Below are 19,739 nucleotides of genomic sequence, written 5' to 3'. Positions count from 1 at the left end.
CAATACAAGAACAACAAACTCGACCTGCTATGCGTCGAATAGAGACCATCCATTTTATTGGTATTGGCGGTGCGGGTATGGGCGGCATTGCCGAAGTACTGGCTTGTGAAGGCTACCGTATTACAGGCTCAGATATAGCGCACAGCGCAATGACCGAACGTTTAATTAAAGCAGGTGCTGAAGTATTTATAGGCCATCACGAAAACAACGTAAAAGATGCCAACGTCGTTGTTGTTTCAAGTGCTATTGACGAAACAAACCCTGAAATTATTGCAGCAAAAGCGGCACGTATACCGGTAGTTCGCCGTGCAGAAATGCTTGCCGAATTAATGCGTTTTCGCCATGGCATTGCCATTGCGGGCACACATGGTAAAACCACAACAACGAGTTTAATTGCCAGCATTTATGCTCAAGCAGGACTTGATCCTACCTTTATTATTGGCGGCTTATTAAATAGCGCAGGCAGTAACGCAAAAGTAGGTAAGAGCGACTTTTTAATTGCTGAGGCAGATGAAAGCGATGCATCGTTTTTGCATTTACAGCCAATGGTATCGGTGATCACCAATATTGAAGAAGATCACATGGAAACCTATGGCGGCAGCCTTGAGAAAATGAAAGACACTTATGTGGACTTTATTCATAACCTGCCATTTTATGGCTTAGCCGTTGTGTGTATAGACTCGCAGGTAGCCAGTGAGTTGATCCCACGTTTTGCTCGCCCAGTTATTACCTATGGCGAGTCAAAAGATGCCGACTACCGCATGAGCGATTTTAGTCAATCAGCAAGTACTTGTACTTTTACAGTGACAAATAAGAATGGCGATAGCCTAACAGCTACGCTTAACATGCCGGGTAAGCACAATGCACTTAATGCCACGGCGGCAATTGCAGTGGCTAAAGATCAAAACATTGCTAACCACGCAATTTTAGAGGCATTGCAAAAATTTGAAGGCATAGGGCGTCGTTTTCAGCACTACGGTGAATTTGAAAATGAGCGCGGCAATGTCATGCTGGTGGATGACTACGGACATCATCCATCAGAAGTTGCAGCCACCATTGCAGCGGTACGCGAAGGCTGGCCAGAAAAACGCTTAGTTATGGTTTATCAACCACACCGATTTACCCGTACACGCGATTTATACGAAGACTTTGTAAAAGTACTGGCTGATGTCGATCAACTTTTATTACTAGATGTGTACAGTGCCGGTGAAGATCCTATTGTGGGCGCAGACAGTAAAAGCCTGTGCCGCAGCCTACGTCAACGCGGAAAAGAGCCTCTACACGTAGCAACGAGCGCAGAGCTTGCTGGTGTGCTGGCCGATAACTTACAAAATAACGACTTAGTTTTAACGCAAGGCGCTGGTAATATAGGACAATTGGTTAAAACATTAGCGGCAACAGGTATGTCGGTTGAAAAATTAAAGCAAGGTGAAGTATGACGCAGCAAAACGCGCAATTTGGTAAAGTAGCAGTACTGCTAGGGGGTAACTCAGCAGAGCGCGAAGTGTCACTACGTTCAGGGCAAGCAGTGCTTAATGCACTACAAAATGCTGGCGTTGATGCCATTGCTTTTGACCCGAAAAATCGTTCATTGTGGGAATTAAAAGAGTTAAACATAGATCGTGTCTTTATTGCATTGCATGGCCGTGGTGGCGAAGATGGAACAGTGCAAGGTGCGCTTGAATTTATGAACTTGCCATACACAGGCAGTAATGTATTGGGTTCAGCCTTAGCAATGGATAAAGTCCGTTGTAAGCATTTATTTAAATCTGCAGGACTAAGCACAGCGCCTTATGCAGTTGTTGATGCTAAAAAAGGCTTTGATGCAAAAGCCATTATGGATGAGTTTAAAAAAGTAATGGTGAAGCCATCACACGAAGGCTCAAGCATAGGTATGGCGCAAGCAAGTACCGCTCAAGAGCTTGAAGATGCACTAACTCACGCCTTTAAGTTTGATAGCCAAGTGTTAGTGGAGCAGTGGATAACCGGACGCGAGTTTACAGTGACTGTATTAGGCGACGAAGTACAACCTGTTATTGAAATGACGACCCCAAATGGCTTTTACGATTATCAAGCTAAGTATCAGTCAAACACAACGCAGTATCATTGCCCTGCGGATTTATCGGCGCAAGATACACAGTGTATACAAGCTATGTCATTAGAAGCGTTTGAGTTAGTGGGTGCAAGCGGCTGGGGCCGTGTAGATGCGATGCAAGATGAGCAGGGAAATTTTTATTTGTTAGAAGTAAATACAGTCCCTGGCATGACCGAAAAATCGCTGGTGCCCATGGCGGCAAAAGCAAACGGGGCAACATTTGAGCAATTAGTTATTCGCATTTTGGAGCAAACGCTTTAATATGCACACCCTTTTAGAAAAAGCTCAACAGTTAAAACAGCAACTTAACTTTAATTGGTCGCTAATTTTTGGTGTGAGCTTTTTTCTAGTAGTAGTGATAGGGCTGGTGAAAATAACAAGCGGTGTATCTGATTGGCTAGTAGAGAACAAAGATGCACAAATAAAGCACTTAACGGTGCTAGGAAAGCCCAAATACACTGACGAAAAGGCCATAATAAAAGCAATAAAAAAGGCCGATTTAAGCAGTTTTTTTGAGCTAGATGTAAAACGCGTACAGCAACTAGTAAAAGATTTACCTTGGGTTGCAACCGTATCGGTTCGCAAGCAGTGGCCTGATACAATACAAGTGTACGTAGTTGAACACGAAGCCGTAGCCCATTGGAATAGCGATTTACTGCTAAACCAAAGTGGCGATGCTTTTGAAGCAAGCAGCGATAAACTTGCCAATGATTTACCGCAACTTTATGGCCCAGAGGGTAGCGAAAAAGAAGCGTGGATTGCTTTTAAGCAATTTGACGAAATGCTAAAGGTAAATGCGTTAACATTAAAAAGCTTGGCACTTTCGGAGCGTTTTTCGTGGCAGTTGTGGTTAGATAATGGTGTGCGCTTAAATTTAGGGCGCAAAGATAAAGCAAAGCGAGTACAGCGGTTTATAGATGTGTACCCGCGCATGGAAAAGCGTGCAGATGCACAAATAGATGCAATAGATTTACGCTATGATACCGGCCTTGCAGTTAGCTATAAGCCTGTGCAAGAACAGCAATTACAAAATAAGAGTAAGGCATGACTAAGTCAGCAGAAAGAAACCTAGTGATTGGATTAGACGTTGGTACCTCAAAAGTGGTGGCCACGGTAGGTGAAATCACCGCAGATAACAAGCTCAGCATTGTTGGTGTGGGCAGCCAAGTATCTCATGGTATGGATAAAGGCGGCGTAAACGATTTAAACTTAGTGTCTGAGTCGATTCGCCGAGCAATAGATGAAGCCGAATTAATGGCTGATTGTCGTATTAGCTCAGTGTACTTAGGGATCTCTGGCAAACACATACAATGTCAAAACGAAAGCGGCGTGGTTGCAATTAATAATACCGAAGTAACTGATGAAGACATTGAAAATGTAATTCATATAGCGCGCTCTGTGCCTATTTCGGCTGAGCGTAAAATGCTGCATGCATTACCGCAAGAATATAGCATTGATATGCAAGAGGGTATTAAAAACCCCCTTGGTATGAGCGGCGTGCGAATGGAAGCACGTGCACACATTATTACTTGTTCAAACGATATGGCTAAAAATATCGAAAAATGCGTAGAGCGCTGTGGCTTAGAGGTTGATCAGCTTATATTTACCGCACTCGCATCGTGTTATTCAGTATTAACTGATGATGAAAAAGAGCTTGGCGTAGCGGTGCTCGATATTGGTGGTGGTACAATGGATATCACTATTTATATTAACGGTGCATTGCGTCATTCTTCAGTGATTCCGGTGGCGGGCAATCAAGTAACCGGTGATATTGCAAAAATATTTCGTACACCTATATCACATGCTGAGTCACTCAAAGTACAATATGCATGCGCAAGTAGCCAAATGGCCAGTAACGAAGACACCATAGAAGTACCCAGTGTAGGCGGGCGACCAGCACGTTTAATGTCGCGTCATACTTTATCTGAAGTGGTAGAGCCTCGTTTTAGAGAATTATTTGAGCTAGCGATGGAAGAAATTCGTCGCTCAGGTTTAGAAGACCAAATTGCGGCAGGCCTCGTTATTACAGGCGGGACTGCTAAAATGACTGGTGCAATGGAAGTGGCTGAAGACATTTTCCAAATGCCAGTGAGAATAGGCAAACCAATCGGGATAGTTGGTTTGACAGACTACGTAGACGATCCTTCGTACGCAACCGCTGTAGGTTTGTTACAATACGGGCGCACTATGCAATCGATGAATGCACAAAAGTCGAAAGCAGAGGATAATAATAATTGGTGGAACCGCATTACTAAATGGTTCCAAGGTGAGTTTTAAAGTACTCAAGTCGGAGAGTAAACATGTTTGATATGATGGAACAACACAGCGAAGAAGCTGTAATTAAGGTAATTGGCGTGGGCGGTGGCGGCGGTAACGCTGTTGAGCACATGGTAAAACAACAAATAGAAGGTGTGCGCTTTATAGCCGCAAATACGGATGCACAAGCATTACGTAATTCCGCTGCCGATATTACCGTACAACTAGGCACGCAAATTACCTCAGGGTTAGGTGCAGGCGCAAACCCAGAAGTAGGTCGTGAGTCGGCTGAAGAAGATGCAGAAACCATTCGTGCCAGCCTTGAAGGCGCAGATATGGTATTTATTGCTGCCGGCATGGGCGGTGGTACAGGTACCGGTGCTGCACCTGTGGTTGCTAAAATTGCTAAAGAGCTCGATATTTTAACGGTTGCTGTAGTAACGCGTCCTTTTGACTTTGAAGGTAAAAAACGCGCCGCAGCGGCTGAACAAGGCATTAACGAATTGTCAGAAATTGTAGACTCACTTATTACAATTCCGAACAATAAATTGCTTAAAGTTTTAGGCAAAGGGACTACACTGTTAGATGCCTTCGCTAAAGCAAACGATGTACTTTTTGGTGCGGTTCAAGGTATTGCGGAGCTAATTACACGTTCTGGTTTAATTAACGTGGATTTCGCCGACGTACGTACCGTAATGTCAGCAATGGGTACTGCCATGATGGGCACAGCTTCTGCATCAGGCCCAGATCGTGCTCAAGAAGCTGCAGAAGCGGCTATCTCAAGCCCATTACTAGAAGACGTTGATTTAACCGGTGCTAAAGGTATTTTGGTTAATATTACCGCGGGTATGGACATCGCGATTGAAGAATTTGAAATTGTGGGTAACCACGTTAAAGCGCTAGCGTCTGAAAATGCAACTGTGGTTGTGGGTGCAGTTATTGACCCTGAAATGAGCGACGAGTTACGTGTAACCGTGGTTGCTACAGGGCTAGGCGGCGATCGTCGTCCGCAGTTTGGTATTGTTGATAACGGCTTTAAAAAGGCATCAGGCTCTGATGTAGCAAGTTCATCAAACCAATCTAGCAGCATGTACGTACCAAGCTTTGCAAGCCAAGGCACAAGCACTGAAGAAACGACGCCAAGCACGCAAGTAGAAAGCAAAGAACAAGCGCCATCTACAAGCTCAAGCAACACGGCAAGTTCATCAGCGCAAAACAGTAAAAAAGCGGATAAATCAGAAGGCGGAGATTATTTTGATATTCCGGCTTTTTTACGTAAGCAGGCTGATTAACATTTACTAATGCTTTTGTTTGAAATATGTACAAATATTGAAAGGCAAAAGGATTTATGTTAAACTCCGCCGTCTAACTGTAATTGATTTAAAAGTGAGCGAACCTATGATTAAACAGCGTACGATTGCACAAGTAGTCAAAGCCATAGGAATTGGACTTCATAAAGGTGAGAAGGTCACAATAACTCTCCGACCTGCGAGCGCAAATACCGGGATTGTATTTCGTCGTGTGGACCTTGATCCGGTTGTTGATTTTGAAACAACACCTGAAGCCGTTGGTGATACGCAATTATGTACCTGTTTAATTAACAAAGATGGTGTTCGCTTATCAACGACTGAGCACTTAATTGCAGCGGTTGCTGCAATGGGTATTGATAATCTAATTGTTGAATTAGATAGCTCAGAAGTGCCGATTATGGATGGTAGTGCATTACCGTTCATTTATTTGTTACAAAAAGGCGGCATTGAAGAGCAAAATGTTGCGAAACGCTTTATTCGTATAAAAGAAAAAGTACGTATTGAAGAAGGCGATAAATGGGCCGAAGTAGAACCGTATGATGGTTTTCATATCGACTTTGAAATTGCCTTTGATCACCCGGCCATTAACGAAAGCCGTCAGCGCATTGGTTTAGATATTACTGCGCAAAGCTTTACTGAAGAAATTAGCCGTGCACGTACGTTTGGCTTTATGAAAGATATCGAATACATGCATGCTAATAACCTAGCACTGGGTGGCAGCATGGACAGCGCAGTAGTACTTGATGACTTTAAAGTACTAAACCCAAATGGTTTGCGCTACAGCGATGAATTTGTAAAACACAAAATATTAGACTGTGTGGGCGACATGTTTATGACAGGTCATAACCTACTAGGTAAAGTAACGGCTTATAAATCGGGTCACGATTTAAATAACAAGTTACTTCGCAAAATTATGGCAACTGAGTCAGCATGGGAGTGGGCAACATTTGAAACGCCTGTTACGATGCCTGCACCCGGCCTTGAATTAGCGACTGCCTAATTTAGTATTTTTTAAAAATACACGCTCACAAACAGTTATAAAAAATGACGCTAACAGCGTCATTTTTTTTGCTTTTAATTTAGCTAAATTTTAAGAATAGACTGCAATTGATCTAAGTTAGCTATTGTGTAAGTAGGAGTTATGCCTTCAGGTAACTGCTCGCCTGGGTGCTGTAGCCAACAGGTATCAATACCGGCATTATTGCCTCCCAAAATATCGCTAGAGGCAGTGTCGCCCACCATCAATATTTTGCTTTTATCTGGATTACCCATAAGCTTAAATGTGTGCTCAAAAATAGCCTTGTTAGGTTTAGCAATGCCTACTAGTTCAGAAATAACCAACCAATCAAACATCTCTTTTAAACCTGTGTGTTCTAAACGCACCGTTTGCAAGCGGGCAAAGCCGTTGGTTATGATGCCTAATTTAGCATGTGGCTTTAGTTTATTTAACAGCGCTACGGCGCCGGGTAAAGGTTCACAAATTTGTGCCATAGCATCTAAAAATGCATCGTTTAGCTCTTTAGCGGGGACCCCTAATTTTACAGCCCACTCGTTAAAGCGGGTTACTTGTAAGTAATCGGCGCTAATTTTTCCATCTTGATAATCTATCCACAGCTGCTTATTGGTTTTTTGGTAATGGATGTAATCGGCTTGAGTAAACTCAATATTGTACGTTTTAAACATGCGGGTCATACCCGCTAAAATATCAAATCTGAATAGTGTTTCGTCTGCATCAAACAGTACATAACTGTATTTCATTAAACTTCCTGATGATAAAGGCTAGGGTGTAAAAAAGGCGCCATAGCTAAGGTAAGCGCTTGGGTGTAGGTGCTTTGTCGGGTTGCATGATTATTTGTAAGTAGTCCTATTGCGCCGCCTTTTTGCTTAACATTATGGGTGTTAAATGCTTTATCCATCACATCGCCAAGCTCTTCACCTTTTAATAGCGCGTTATATAACACTTGCGGTAACGGCAGGTTACTGCTGCGTCCTATCGCTTGCTCAGAGCCATTACTAATAACAACATAGGCAAAGGTTGCAGCCCCATAGCTAAATTGCTCTGCACCGCCTTCCATTGCACAGTAGTAATCTGCTTGGTATATATTTTTGCAGTAAGTAACTCGGTTTTGTGCGCCTATACGGGTTTGCTCTTCGCCAATGGGTTGATCGGGAACATTTGAGGGAGCATCAACGCCTTGGCAATCAATTTCGTAACTAGGAAAGTACATTGCAAAAATATGTTTTGCAGCGTTAATTTTTACTGGGTTTTTAGAGCCCACAATAATTTTTAATGAGTGCGACACGTTTTCCCTCACTGTTAGCAAAAGCAGCAGTGTACGTCAGAAGTGTAAATCATAAAAGAGGGGCTAAATGGGTATATCTAATGGAGCAAGGTTTTCAAGCGCACGCTTTTTAACAATAATGTCTTTAATAAGCGGGGTAAGCACCAACTCCATTGCTAAACCCATTTTACCGCCTGGCACCACAAGGGTATTTATACGCGACATAAAGCTGCCTTCAATCATCTGTAAATAATACGGAAAATCAACGTCATCAATTCCTCTAAAGCGAATAACTACAAAGCTTTCATCAAGTGAAGGGATATCTTTTGCGCTAAATGGGTTTGACGTATCAACCGTTGGCACACGTTGAAAGTTAATATGGGTGCGCGAAAACTGCGGTGTGATGTGGTTAATGTAGTCATCCATACTGCGTACAATTGAGTCCATTACTTTTTCGCGAGAGTGGCCGCGGTCTTGCGTATCGCGGATCAATTTTTGGATCCACTCAAGGTTAATAATTGGCACCATGCCTATAAGCAAGTCTACGTGCTTAGCCACATCGTGATCCTGATCAACCACGCCTCCGTGCAAACCTTCGTAAAACATTAAATCAGTGTTTGTTTCAAGATCTTGCCAAGGAGTAAATGTACCGGGTAATTGATTATAAGGCACGGCTTCATCAAAGGTGTGTAAATATCGGCGTAACTTGCCTTGGCCTGTTTCGCCATAGGTGCTAAATAAGGTTTCTAATGCGCCAAAGTCATTGGCTTCGCGGCCAAAGTAACTAATGTGCTTACCTTCTTGCTGTGCCTCGCGTATTTTTTTGTCCATTTCTGGGCGTGTGTAACGATGAAAGCTATCTCCTTCGATAAAAGCCGCATCAATATTAAGGCTACGAAAAATATGTTTAATTGCATTGGTGGTGGTTGTAGTACCCGCACCCGATGAACCGGTTATTGCAATGATAGGATGTTTAGCAGACATGTTTTTTCTCTTTTTTAGGACCAAGACAGTTATAAAGAGTTGACTGACTGAGGTCAAGTGACGCCATCGGCAAATAACGTTATCATGAGGTGCTTAAAATTAAAACGAGAGAAAGCATGAAACTTATTAAACCATGGCTTGGGCTAGCTTCTATAGCGGCGCTAAGCCTAGCGAATGCACAGGCTAGCATGCCAAAAAGCCAAATTTTGTTGGCCGATTTAAATACACCTTACGGTATGCAAGTAAGTATAGTGAGCGACAAAAACAGCTATAACAACCAACCTTATTTAACAAACCAAGGTATTTATTTTACGCACGAAGTTATTTCAAGCGAGCAAAGTCAAACCGATATTGCCTATTATGATTTAGTAACTAAACAAGTAAGCAACATAACAAATACGCCAGTGAGCGAATATTCGCCTACTGTCATGCCCTCAAAACAAAGTTTATCGGCCATTGTGGTAGAGCAAGATAGCAAACAAAAGCTGTGGCAATACCCACTCGATACTGAGCAAGCTCCGAGCCGTATTTTTGATTGGATTGAACCTGTTGGCTACCATGCATGGGGCACTCAAAGCGACTTAGTGATGTTTATTTTAGGTGAGCCACATACATTGCAATATACGTCGGTTGCTGCGGCAAAAGGCGAGGTGGTAGCAAGCAACATAGGTCGTACGCTTATTTATAACAGTAAAACCGCAACATTTTTATTTAGTTACACAAAAAATGATCAGCATATTTTAGCAAGTTTTAACCCCCAATCTAAACAGGTGGAAGATTTACTAAGATTGCCAGAGCAAGTACAAGACTTTATTTTAAAAGATGCTAATACAGTGGCTTATGCGGTTAAAAACCGTGTATATATGCGTAGTTTAAGCGGCACCAATGAAGTTTCTCAATGGCTTAACTTAAGCCCGTATTGCGAGACAAACATAACAAGAATGAGTTATAAAAACGACAAACTTGCCTTTGTATGCGATGTAAAATAATTCGGACTTTGCGGCGCGTATAGGCTAATGTAATGCACTATTAAACATTAAAGGGAGCACCACGTGGCGTATAGTTCAGATGAGTTAACAGAGCAGCTCATTCAGTTAAAGTGCAGAAGTAACTTTAAAATTAAAAACATTGCTGAGTACATGTTAGCAAATTCTAAAGAAGCCATTTATACCCACAGCGAAGCGGGTAAAGGCAAAATAATTATTCGCCCAGCCTTTGAGGTGTTTAGCGATGACTTTGCAACAATTGATGAGGTAACACGAGTACAAGGTTACTTTCATAGTAGCGAGATGACGCGCTTTCCTACACGTATTCACAAAAGTGCACAGCCGATTCACTATGGTGTGGCCTTTAAAATTAACTCAGCGCAAGCAGCAAAAGACTTTATTGCCAGCTAACACAGATTATTAACGGGTAAATAAAAGCCGCTGAGTGGATAACTCAGCGGCTTTTTTAATTATGCATATTTACTGTTAATTAAGCTTATTTGCTTTTTAAAAAGTCATTAACTGATGCAAGCTCTCGCGCTTTAAGCGCAATACAGTCGTTAGTACTTTCTTCAAGCTTGCTTAAGGTACGCGCATAGCCCGGTGTTTCTTCAATTTTATCTTTAAAGAATGCTTGCGTGGTTGCTAAACTTTGTTGATCACAACGCGCGGTCGTAAAGTACGGTAAGTTAGGTACAAAAAACGGCGGTAAGCTTTGTGTTACCTTGTCGTAATTGTTGTATATCCACTCAATAAATAGTGCTTGGCGTGACTCGCTATAACTTTGACCTGCTAAAATAGTACGCATGTCAGATGCCGTTACGTCGTCAGTGAGGGTATACGCTAACACTTGCTTTTGTAACTGGGGCTTGCCCATAAAACCCATTGCTGCCAACATGTTTGTGCGTACTTGTGGATCTTTAGTGGTTTTAAAGGTTGCCATAAATTGATCAAGTAAGGCTTTATCCCCATTATAGGCGGCAAGTTTTAAGTAGGTAGCTGCTAAATACGGATCCACTTTTTGCGGATCGTTTAAGTATACTTGCGTTTGCTCTTTTGCTTTGCTGATCACGCGTTGATCTTCGCCATCAAAACCAAGTAAGGACACAACACCTGCACGTAGTTGTGATACAGCACCGTCTTCGCCAGCTTGTGCTTCAAGTGAATATTTTTTAGCTGCAGGCATTACTGCACTGCGAATAAACTCAGGCCATAACGCTTCGTTGCTTTCATCTTTAAAGGTATTTTTTTGCGATACTAAATAGCCCAGCGCTGTATTAGCAACACGAGGGTGATCATCGCTTACAAATACTTCTAGAGTTTGCATTAGTTTAGCGGCCGATATTACACCTGCATCAAGCAGTGCATCAGTGGCAGAAAGCAGCGCTAAACGCTCACGATCATTCAGTGCTTGCGGCGCATGTTTTATCAGTGAGTCAAACTGCGCATCGTCCATTACCCAGCGGTAATAACCTAGTGCGCCTTCATCGGGGTAAATCCACTCTGGCTCAAAATCAAGCGTCAAAGTTTGGCTTTGCTTATTAAGTAAAATACTGGCTGTTTTTACTTTATCGCCAGCGCCATATTTTATCCCAACAGGGACATTCCAAAGCTGTGCAGGAGCATCTACACCGGCATTAGCAAAGCGACTTTGCGATACAGTAATTTTTTTACCGTCTTGTTTTACATTTACAAGCGGAAAAGAAGACTGTTCAATAAATGATTTTAAAACACTGGCAACATCTTTATTAGACGCTTTACCAAGTGCTTCCCATAAATCGGCTGCTTCGGCGTTTTTATATGAGAATTTTTTTAGATAACTTTGAATCCCTTTTTGGAATGCCTCTTCACCAATCCAGTTTTCAACCATAGCAAGCACCGCGCTACCTTTACTGTAGGCAAGCCCTAAACCATCCATAATATCGGCTTCGGTTTTAATCGGTTTACGAATAGGCTTAGTGCTTAAGCGAGCATCTAATGCCATTACGTTGTTTTGTGGTAAATCAAGGTGAGATTCAAATTCAGGATTAAGCTGTTTAGTAATTTTTGCCGCCATCCAGCTAGCAAATGCTTCGTTTAACCATAAGTCGTTCCACCACTTCATAGTCACTAAGTTACCGTACCATTGGTGAGCCAGCTCGTGCGCAATAATCGACACATTACGCTGTTTTTTACTGCGTGTAGCGGCTGCTAAATCAACCAGTAATATATCTTCGCGGTAGGTGACTAGGCCTGAGTTTTCCATTGCACCAAAAGGAAACTCGGGTACGGCTACCGAGTCGAGCTTTTTATAAATATAAGGAATACCAAAATACGCCTCAAGTGCAGCAAGTACTTTGGGCATGTTCTCTTTTGCGTAATCAGCTAAATGAATTTTACCCTGCGGGGTAATAACACGCCCTGGAATTGGCATGTCTTTTATTTCAAGCTCTTCAAAAGGGCCCACGGCCATAGCCACTAAATAAGAAGGAATAGGGGGCGTTTTATCAAAGTAATGTGTTGTCATATCGCCATTGACTGTGGTTTTAAGCTCTGGCGTATTGGCATAAACCTTTTGAGACGTTGGCGCTGTAATCGTTAATTGAAACGGTATTTTATAACTTGGTTCATCAAATACCGGAAAGGCTCGGCGCGCATCATTCATTTCAAACTGAGTAAATAAATAAGGTGTGCCCTGATCAATTGTTTTGTATAAGCCCACACTTTGGCGATTATACGGCGCCGAAAAATCTATTTTAAGGGTGTACTTACCCGGTTGAATTTTCTCATCACAGCTAAATTTTACTTTTTCTGTTTTTAGCATTTCGTTGTTTAAGTCGCAGTTTTCATTGCCTAATAACTGCGCCATTTTAACAGCGTAAGCCACGCCGTTAAGTTCAATGTAATGAGTGGGTTTTAACACTTCTAGGGCTATTTCTGTCATCCCTGTAAAGGTGTCTTGGCTTGGGTCGAGTGTTAACGACACCTTTTGTGAACTTGGTTTAGCAAGCTTTTCGATAACGAACTCGTTAGCGTTGGCAGTAGTCATTGCTAAAGCAACGCTTACTGTTAATAGGCTTTTTAAAAACATAGTGATCCCTAGATTGTTGTTGTTAGAAACTGTCTCAAATAGGCATTTCTATGCCCTTAAAAGTTGAGATTTAGATATCCTAGCAGCTTTTTTTACGAGAGTAATTTAATAAAGTAGCTACTTGGATTTAAAATAGTAACAAATAGTGTCAGTGACTTTGGCGCTGGTTAAAGCGCTGCCAATGCAGTTGTGGATTAATAGTACGAATTTGCTGTATTACAGTGTTTAGTAGGGCTACATCGTCAAATTTTTCATTAGGGTATTCGTTAAATCCCATTAAATAATTAAAAGCATCTTTTGAATTCGCTTGTAATGCATAAATACGCACTTGTTGCTCAAAATTAAGTCGCAGGCTACTTATGGCGGTTTTCATACCGAGTTGATCAACAGTGGGAATCGCGCATTTTTGCAAATAACCTGCACGCTCACCTTCACCTGTAAACCAGATGCGCACTTTTTCGCTATAACGGCCTGACTTAGCTGGTAAATCAAATAACAATCGTGTGTGATTATGTGCTTTAACAAAGGCAATAAAGTCGTTAAGCCCTGCATCAACTAAGGCTTGATGCACCGGAACCAAGCGCGCTTTTATTTTTCCATTAGTATGAAAATTAAAACACAAAATGCCATTTTTAAGCTCAAGATCGTCAAGCGTTAAACAGCCAATTTCATCACTATATGCGCCACTGTAATAGGCAATTAAAGGCAACCAAAAATGCCAATGCTTTGCTTGCTCTCTTGCTACTTTAAAGTCGCTATAAATGTAGCCGTTATAAAGCGTATGCAGTTCCATTGCTGAAAAAGGGCGGCGACCAAGATGGGTTTTCAACGTAATCCCTTGAAATTAATGACACGATATATTTTATACTTAAAATAGATAAACATGCGAGTATCGATTTACAAACAAAAACACCTACTTAAAAAGCAGGTGTTGTATTCACTATTATATAAAAAGCGATAATTATTCGCTTAGTGCGCGTGCTAAGCCAACAGGCTCAATTTCTACACACACTTGGTCGTCATTCCAATTTAAACCAACTAATGCGCTGTCTTCGTTTAAATCTTCTACCCACTCATCTAAAAATTCATCTAAATTAATTTCTACAGGCGTAAACTCTTGCCACTCTTCTTTACACTGGGCCTTTGCTGCCTCTTCGCTTTCCCATAAAAGCAGTACATCTGTTTCAGCAAACTGGTTAGATTCGCACACTACAAAGCCGCCGTCGTCGCCACCTAGCGCCCACACTTGCTCGCTTAAACGTACTTTTTCTACAAAGCTAACTAGTTGTGATTCAATTTCAATATCGCTCATGTGTTTACCTTATTTGTTTAGAGTCTAGGATCGGTGCTTATTGCAGCTTGATGCGTGCCATAGTCGTTATAAAAACTGACTAAAGCAGCGTGCTGGCTAAAGTCTGTTAATTCACGAAAGCAAATCCAATCAAGTAGGCAGTATAAACTGATGTTAAGGCATTCACAGCCTTTAAATTCATCATCGTTTAAATGATTATTTAAATAGCTTAATGTTTGTGCAACTCGTTCGTTTTGCAGATTAAAAAATAATTTATCGTCGCTAGTATCAAATCCTGAGCGTCTGCTAAGTGCTAATTCTACTAACGAGTCGTTACAGGCGTTGATAATATTAAGTAGGTGTTCTTGCGACCAAGTTAGTGAGGGTTTTTTAGCCTTGGCGATGAGGTAACGCAAAATAATAGTTGAGTCGCTTAGCGTTAAATCGCCATCAATTAAAACCGGTATTTTACTTGCGGGATTGTTACTGGCTAAGGTAGGGCGGTCTTGCTCAGAAAAAATATCGAGGTTTACTAGCGTTAAGTCAACATTGTTTTGTGCTGCCCACATTCTTACTCTGCGTACAAATGGAGAAGGGATAGATCCTATAAGTTTCATAATTGCTCCTAAAAAAAGCCGCATAAGCGGCTTTTATATTGTGATAACTCAACGTTATTCTGAGCGGCTTGTCACTTCTAGTAAGTGATAGCCAAACTGTGTTTGTACAGGACCTTGTACTTGGTTAATGGGCGCTGAAAATACAACTTTATCAAACTCAGGCACCATCATACCTGGGCCAAACTCGCCCAGTGCACCGCCGTCTTGACCAGAAGGGCAGTTTGAATAGGATTTTGCAAGCTCTGCAAAGTCTTCGCCTTGTTCAATCTTAGCTTTTAAATCTAAGCACTCTGCTTCGCTGTCTACTAAAATGTGCCTTGCACTTGCCACTGCCATAAAATCTCCTGTTTAAAGTTGATGTATTTTACCATTAAAGTCAGTCTAGTTAGTTTTAACGCGCAGTACCAGTATAAACTTAATTGATGAGTAGCGTATTTTCGATGGCATCAATTAATTCTTTTGAAGTAGGGGCAACTTTACTGTTAAAACGTTTAATGGTTTTACGGTCAGCCGATACTAAGTATTTATAAAAGTTCCAGTTAGGTGAGCTGGTTTGCGCGTTTAAATGTTTAAATAGTGGGTTTACATCACTGCCGCGTACTTCGCTGGCAGCAAACATATTAAAAGTGACGCCGTAGTTAATAAAGCACACTTTTGCTATGTCTTTTTCATCGTTTTCTTCTTGAAAAAAATCATCAGAAGGAAAACCTAATACCACTAAACCTTTGTCTTTGTATTGTTGGTGTACTTTTTCTAGGCCTTCAAATTGAGAGGTAAAACCACAATTACTTGCTGTATTTACAATAAGTAAAGGGCGGTCTTTAAATTGGCATAAGTTTAAGGATTCTTTCGAACGCAGTTTACGAAACTCAACATTTGTAAAGTCTTCGCATTGTGGCTGTTGTTTGTGGGGTAATGTGTCATTTGCTTGGGCACTTAAGCTGGTAATAAAAATACTCAGCCCCAGTAACGTTTTTTTTAACATACTCAACGCCTAAATTTATAATTGTTTGACTGGTCTATCTTACGCTAATATGCACAAAAGTGATCAACAATATTAAGCGCTTATGACTACACGATTAGCCACTATCGAAGATTTACCTACCATTGTAGCAATATACAACGAAACCATCGCTTCGCGTATGGTGACCGCCGATACTGAGGAAGTATCTGTAGAAAGTAAGCTAGAGTGGTTTAATAGCCACTCTAAAAAACGCCCGATTTATGTTTATTGCGAAAATGGTCAAGTACTTGCTTGGTTAAGCTATAAATCGTTTTATGGGCGTCCCGCATATGATGGCACTGTCGAAATAAGTATCTATATTACCAAAGCGGCACAAGGTAAAGGACTTGGTAAAAGGTTGATGGAGTTTGCGCAAAAAGAGGCTAAACAACTAAAAATTGAAGTGTTGCTTGGTTTTATTTTTAGCCACAATTTACCAAGTATTAAGCTATTTAAGCATTTCGGATTTAGCGTATGGGGAGAGTTGCCAAATATCGCGGTAATGGACAATACACACTATAGCTTAACTATTTTCGGCAAGCATCTACCAAAATAGTTGTGGAGCTTATCGGTAAAAAAATTAAAATTAAGTCTAACAACCTATACCAACTAAGAAATTATAGGCTACGCTATTAACATATAAAGTGTTTACGATAGTGTGGCTTAATGAGTCGAAAAATTTTAATTGTAGATAGCAGCAGTGTTATCGCAATGAGAGTAAAAGTTTTACTAGAATTAATAGGTTGTGAGGCTGAGCTCGTTCATTACTCTATGATCGATTTATACTCTAACACCAGCCAGTATGATTTGGTAATTGGTGCCTACGGAGTGCCGTGTGAAGTAGTAAAGTCGTTAGCTCAAACAATCTCACAAGACCGCTGCGTTTTACTTGCCCCTAAAGCCGAAAGCGGCGAACAACTTACCGCCTTTAGTGAGCTTAATAAACTTGTACCAGATGCAACGGTTATTTATCCGTTTTTCTCAAATAAAGAAATTACCTCATTACTTGAAAACCTCTTAGAGCTTGGCTCTAGCCATGTTTTAAAACTTCCTACTATTTTACTTGTTGATCATATACCCGAGCGCCTTGAAAAAATGAAAAGTAATTTAGTCGGCGCGCATATCAAAACGCTAACCGCAACCAGCGCAACAGACGCAGTGGCAGTGGCCAATAATAATAGTATAGATATTTTAATTAGTGACTTTAGCTTTGAAGATGGTACCGGTTTAAATATTTTTTCTGCTATTAAAATGTCTCAGCCAGATTGCCGCTGCTTATTATTTACTGCACACCCTGAGCAAGTTTCAATGATTGAGGCGATTCGTAAAGGGGTTGAAGATGTTTTAATAAAGCCCCTCACCGATAGTGTTCTGCTGCAATCAGTACATAAATTGTGGCAAACAGAGCTTTTAAAACGCCGAAATGCGGAGCTTGTAGAGCGTTTACAAGATACTGTTGATGCGTTAATTGAAAAAGACAGCCTACTACAAGTTATTTATAAAAATACGCCAGACGCCATTATGTTATTTGAGCGCAACGGCAAAGTAATTGAAGCAAACGATGCCTGCTTAAGGCTGTTTAAGCTGCCCTTTGACAAACTCGCGGGTTTTTCTGTATTTGAATTTTTAGATGAGGAATCAAGTGCTGAAATAAAAAATAAGATCACAACATTAAACAGTAATCGCCAGTTTAGCAGCGATCTGCGTTTGCAAAAAACAGATGGTGGGTATATTCCACTGGTTGGCTCATTTAACGAAATTGACCACCATGGCGAAATAGCGTTAGCGGTTATATTTAAAAATGTCACGCATTTAAAAGAAAAAGAAGAATTGCTCTTAGAAGCTAAAGACCTACTTGAAGAGCAAGTACGCGCGCGCACTTCTCAGTTAGAGCACGCCAAAAATGTAGCCGAAGCCGCCAATTTAAGTAAATCAGAATTTTTGGCAAACATGTCGCATGAGCTACGCACTCCTATGCACTCTATATTGAGCTTTTCTCGGTTTGGTTTGAGTAAGTTAGAAGCAGGCGATTTTGCTAAAGATAAACTTTTAAAGTATTTGTCGCGTATAGAAAGTAGCGGCGAGCGTTTGCTTTCGCTACTAAATAACTTACTTGATTTATCAAAACTGGATGTAGGGAAGTTTCCTTTTAATCCGCGCCCATACAATATTGAAAGTATTATTAAAACCAGTATTGATGATGTATCTGGTACAGCGATGGAAAAAGAAATTGAAATTGTTTTTTCAAAGCCAGGGCCAGTGGTTGTGCAGTGTGATGAAGAGCAAATAAATCAACTACTGCGCAATGTTTTAGGTAACGCACTTAAATTTAGTGAACCTAAAAGTCGTATTCAAGTGAACTTAATGGCTGATGAAAACAGTGCCATTATTGATGTAATAGACAATGGAATAGGTATACCCGAGGATGAATTAGAGCACGTGTTTACTAAATTTGTACAAAGCAGCAAAACAAATAGTGGCGCTGGTGGTACAGGTTTAGGACTTGCGCTTTGTAGAGAATTTGTAGCGCTTCATCAAGGTGAAATTACGGCAAGTAATAATAGCGATGGTGGTGCAACAATTAGGATTCAGGTACCCCTAGAAATAGATTTAGATGAGCATTTAGCCGATGATAAGCTAGCAGTGCAAGATAGCTAATTATTTGTGAATTAATGTTTAAATGATATTTAATTGGATGATGAAAATATGGCCTTAACTAAAATTCTTGCTGTAGATGATGAACCTTTCAACCTAGAAATTATTGAAGAAATTTTAGAAGATCTTGATTTCGAATTACAAGTTGCCACAAGCGGCCCTGAGTGTTTAGCCATGGTAGAAGGCTACATGCCCCAAGTTATTTTACTTGATGTGAGTATGCCGCAAATGAATGGCTATGAAGTGTGTAAAGCATTAAAGGCAAATCCAAATACAGCGCATATAATTGTTATGTTTGTCTCCGCAAGAGGAACGGTTGAAGAGCGTATGGAAGGCTACTCAGTAGGTGCTGAGGATTACATAGTAAAGCCGTTTGGGCATGATGAGCTTAAATCAAAACTTAAAAACTTAAATCAAGTATTAATAGAAAAACAGAGCCTCGAAAAACAAGTAGAAGATGCAACATCTACGGCATTTAACGCTATGGCAAATAGTAGCGAAATGGGGCAAATAGTTAATTACATTGAAAATATTGGGTTTATTAACAATCCGCAAGACTTGGGCAAAGCCCTAATAGACTGTCTGCAAACATTTGACTTACAAAGCAATGTTGAATTTAGGTATGACGACACAATAGAGCACTTTGCCCTTAATGGTGTGTGTTCGCCTATTGTGGTTGAGCTGTTTGACATGCTTAAAAACAAAGGCCGCTTACATGAGTTCTCTCACCGTATATTAGTGAACTACGAAATGATAAGCCTATTAATACTTAACATGCCAGATCACGACCCAGATAAACACGGGCGTATTCGTGACCATGTTTGCTTTATTGTCAGTGTGACTGAACAGCAACTGCGCGCAATTATGACCAAGCAAATGCTTGAGTCGCAGCAGCAAAAGTTAAATGATGTAGCCAGCACGGTGCATAGTAAGTTTCATGGTTTAATTGGGTTACTTAACGAAAACCGAGAAAGTAACGAAAAAGTATTTAAGCAGTTACAAGAAGACCTTGAAATACGCATACCTACAATGGGGTTAGATGAAGATCAAGAGATATTTATTTACAAAAAAGTAGATGAAACTATTCAAAATTCGATTGCCAGAGAAGAGTCGGTTAAGCAAGTTAAAGCCGCCTTTGCTGAAATTGAACAAGATTTGTCTTTGTTACTTAAAAAATAAGCCTCTCAGAC

At 40.9% G+C, this 19,739-nt stretch carries 20 protein-coding genes; 11 read left to right on the top strand and 9 right to left on the bottom strand.

The window, feature by feature from the left end; translation table 11 throughout:
• Positions 1-29 precede the first annotated feature (29 nt).
• From murC to lpxC, 6 genes are all read left to right on the top strand, one after another.
• Entirely contained in the window at positions 30-1,439 is a 1,410-nt protein-coding gene (gene murC, locus AN393_RS04985; RefSeq protein WP_055014276.1) for a UDP-N-acetylmuramate--L-alanine ligase, read from the top strand.
• Entirely contained in the window at positions 1,436-2,356 is a 921-nt protein-coding gene (locus AN393_RS04980; protein ID WP_055017499.1) for a D-alanine--D-alanine ligase, read from the top strand. The genes murC and AN393_RS04980 overlap by 4 nt, the downstream gene beginning before the upstream one ends.
• A gap of 1 nt (position 2,357) precedes the next feature.
• Positions 2,358-3,143 carry a cell division protein FtsQ/DivIB gene (locus AN393_RS04975; protein WP_055017498.1) on the top strand — a complete coding sequence of 262 codons (786 nt, stop codon included), beginning with the start codon at positions 2,358-2,360 and terminating at the stop codon, positions 3,141-3,143.
• Positions 3,140-4,372 carry a cell division protein FtsA gene (gene ftsA / locus AN393_RS04970; protein ID WP_004589420.1) on the top strand — a complete coding sequence of 411 codons (1,233 nt, stop codon included), beginning with the start codon at positions 3,140-3,142 and terminating at the stop codon, positions 4,370-4,372. The genes AN393_RS04975 and ftsA overlap by 4 nt, the downstream gene beginning before the upstream one ends.
• A gap of 23 nt (positions 4,373-4,395) precedes the next feature.
• Entirely contained in the window at positions 4,396-5,643 is a 1,248-nt protein-coding gene (ftsZ, locus tag AN393_RS04965; RefSeq protein WP_055014167.1) for a cell division protein FtsZ, read from the top strand.
• Between the two features lie 106 nt (positions 5,644-5,749).
• Complete coding sequence (lpxC, locus tag AN393_RS04960) at positions 5,750-6,661, top strand: UDP-3-O-acyl-N-acetylglucosamine deacetylase (protein ID WP_004589422.1); 912 nt, start codon at positions 5,750-5,752, stop codon at positions 6,659-6,661.
• 83 nt (positions 6,662-6,744) lie between these two features.
• Here lpxC and yjjG read toward each other — a convergent pair whose 3' ends face one another.
• The 3 genes from yjjG to AN393_RS04945 form a co-directional block, all read right to left on the bottom strand.
• Positions 6,745-7,419: a pyrimidine 5'-nucleotidase gene (yjjG, locus tag AN393_RS04955; protein ID WP_055014166.1), complete on the bottom strand. Its 675-nt coding sequence runs from the start codon at positions 7,417-7,419 to the stop codon at positions 6,745-6,747.
• A complete protein-coding gene (gene yjjX, locus AN393_RS04950) occupies positions 7,419-7,964 on the bottom strand; it encodes an inosine/xanthosine triphosphatase (protein ID WP_055017497.1) in 546 nt (181 codons plus the stop codon). The genes yjjG and yjjX overlap by 1 nt, the downstream gene beginning before the upstream one ends.
• Positions 7,965-8,027: 63 nt before the next feature.
• Positions 8,028-8,927, bottom strand: a complete 900-nt coding sequence (locus AN393_RS04945) for a phosphoribulokinase (protein ID WP_055017496.1) — start codon at positions 8,925-8,927, stop codon at positions 8,028-8,030.
• Between the two features lie 116 nt (positions 8,928-9,043).
• On the opposite strand from AN393_RS04945, the gene AN393_RS04940 reads away from it, so the two are divergent.
• The gene (locus AN393_RS04940) at positions 9,044-9,916 is read left to right on the top strand and encodes a hypothetical protein (RefSeq protein WP_055014163.1); all 873 of its coding nucleotides are present in this window, start codon (positions 9,044-9,046) and stop codon (positions 9,914-9,916) included.
• Between the two features lie 63 nt (positions 9,917-9,979).
• Entirely contained in the window at positions 9,980-10,324 is a 345-nt protein-coding gene (locus AN393_RS04935) for a hypothetical protein (protein ID WP_055017495.1), read from the top strand.
• Positions 10,325-10,409: 85 nt separating this feature from the next.
• Here the strand turns inward: AN393_RS04935 and AN393_RS04930 are convergent, their stop codons facing one another.
• From AN393_RS04930 to AN393_RS04905, 6 genes are all read right to left on the bottom strand, one after another.
• Positions 10,410-12,983, bottom strand: coding sequence for a M1 family metallopeptidase (locus AN393_RS04930; RefSeq protein WP_055017494.1), 2,574 nt, complete (start codon positions 12,981-12,983; stop codon positions 10,410-10,412).
• Positions 12,984-13,131: 148 nt separating this feature from the next.
• Positions 13,132-13,812, bottom strand: coding sequence for a hypothetical protein (locus tag AN393_RS04925; protein ID WP_055014160.1), 681 nt, complete (start codon positions 13,810-13,812; stop codon positions 13,132-13,134).
• Positions 13,813-13,944: 132 nt separating this feature from the next.
• Positions 13,945-14,295, bottom strand: a complete 351-nt coding sequence (locus tag AN393_RS04920; RefSeq protein WP_055014159.1) for a DUF2750 domain-containing protein — start codon at positions 14,293-14,295, stop codon at positions 13,945-13,947.
• A 17-nt stretch (positions 14,296-14,312) separates the two neighbouring features.
• Positions 14,313-14,891 carry a glutathione S-transferase family protein gene (locus AN393_RS04915; RefSeq protein ID WP_055017493.1) on the bottom strand — a complete coding sequence of 193 codons (579 nt, stop codon included), beginning with the start codon at positions 14,889-14,891 and terminating at the stop codon, positions 14,313-14,315.
• A 54-nt stretch (positions 14,892-14,945) separates the two neighbouring features.
• The gene (locus tag AN393_RS04910; protein WP_055014157.1) at positions 14,946-15,227 is read right to left on the bottom strand and encodes a peptidylprolyl isomerase; all 282 of its coding nucleotides are present in this window, start codon (positions 15,225-15,227) and stop codon (positions 14,946-14,948) included.
• Positions 15,228-15,306: 79 nt separating this feature from the next.
• Positions 15,307-15,876 (bottom strand): glutathione peroxidase, encoded by a 570-nt coding sequence (locus AN393_RS04905; protein WP_055017492.1) that lies wholly within the window; start codon positions 15,874-15,876, stop codon positions 15,307-15,309.
• Between the two features lie 82 nt (positions 15,877-15,958).
• On the opposite strand from AN393_RS04905, the gene AN393_RS04900 reads away from it, so the two are divergent.
• The 3 genes from AN393_RS04900 (at position 15,959) to AN393_RS04890 (ending at position 19,728) form a co-directional block, all read left to right on the top strand.
• Positions 15,959-16,450 carry a GNAT family N-acetyltransferase gene (locus tag AN393_RS04900; protein WP_055014155.1) on the top strand — a complete coding sequence of 164 codons (492 nt, stop codon included), beginning with the start codon at positions 15,959-15,961 and terminating at the stop codon, positions 16,448-16,450.
• Positions 16,451-16,560: 110 nt separating this feature from the next.
• Positions 16,561-18,552, top strand: a complete 1,992-nt coding sequence (locus AN393_RS04895; RefSeq protein ID WP_055014154.1) for an ATP-binding protein — start codon at positions 16,561-16,563, stop codon at positions 18,550-18,552.
• 48 nt (positions 18,553-18,600) lie between these two features.
• Complete coding sequence (locus AN393_RS04890) at positions 18,601-19,728, top strand: PleD family two-component system response regulator (RefSeq protein ID WP_055014153.1); 1,128 nt, start codon at positions 18,601-18,603, stop codon at positions 19,726-19,728.
• Positions 19,729-19,739 lie beyond the last annotated feature (11 nt).

The organism is Pseudoalteromonas sp. P1-25, from assembly GCF_001401805.1.
Taxonomy (GTDB): domain Bacteria; phylum Pseudomonadota; class Gammaproteobacteria; order Enterobacterales; family Alteromonadaceae; genus Pseudoalteromonas.
This window is presented reverse-complemented; position numbering and strand designations above follow the sequence as displayed.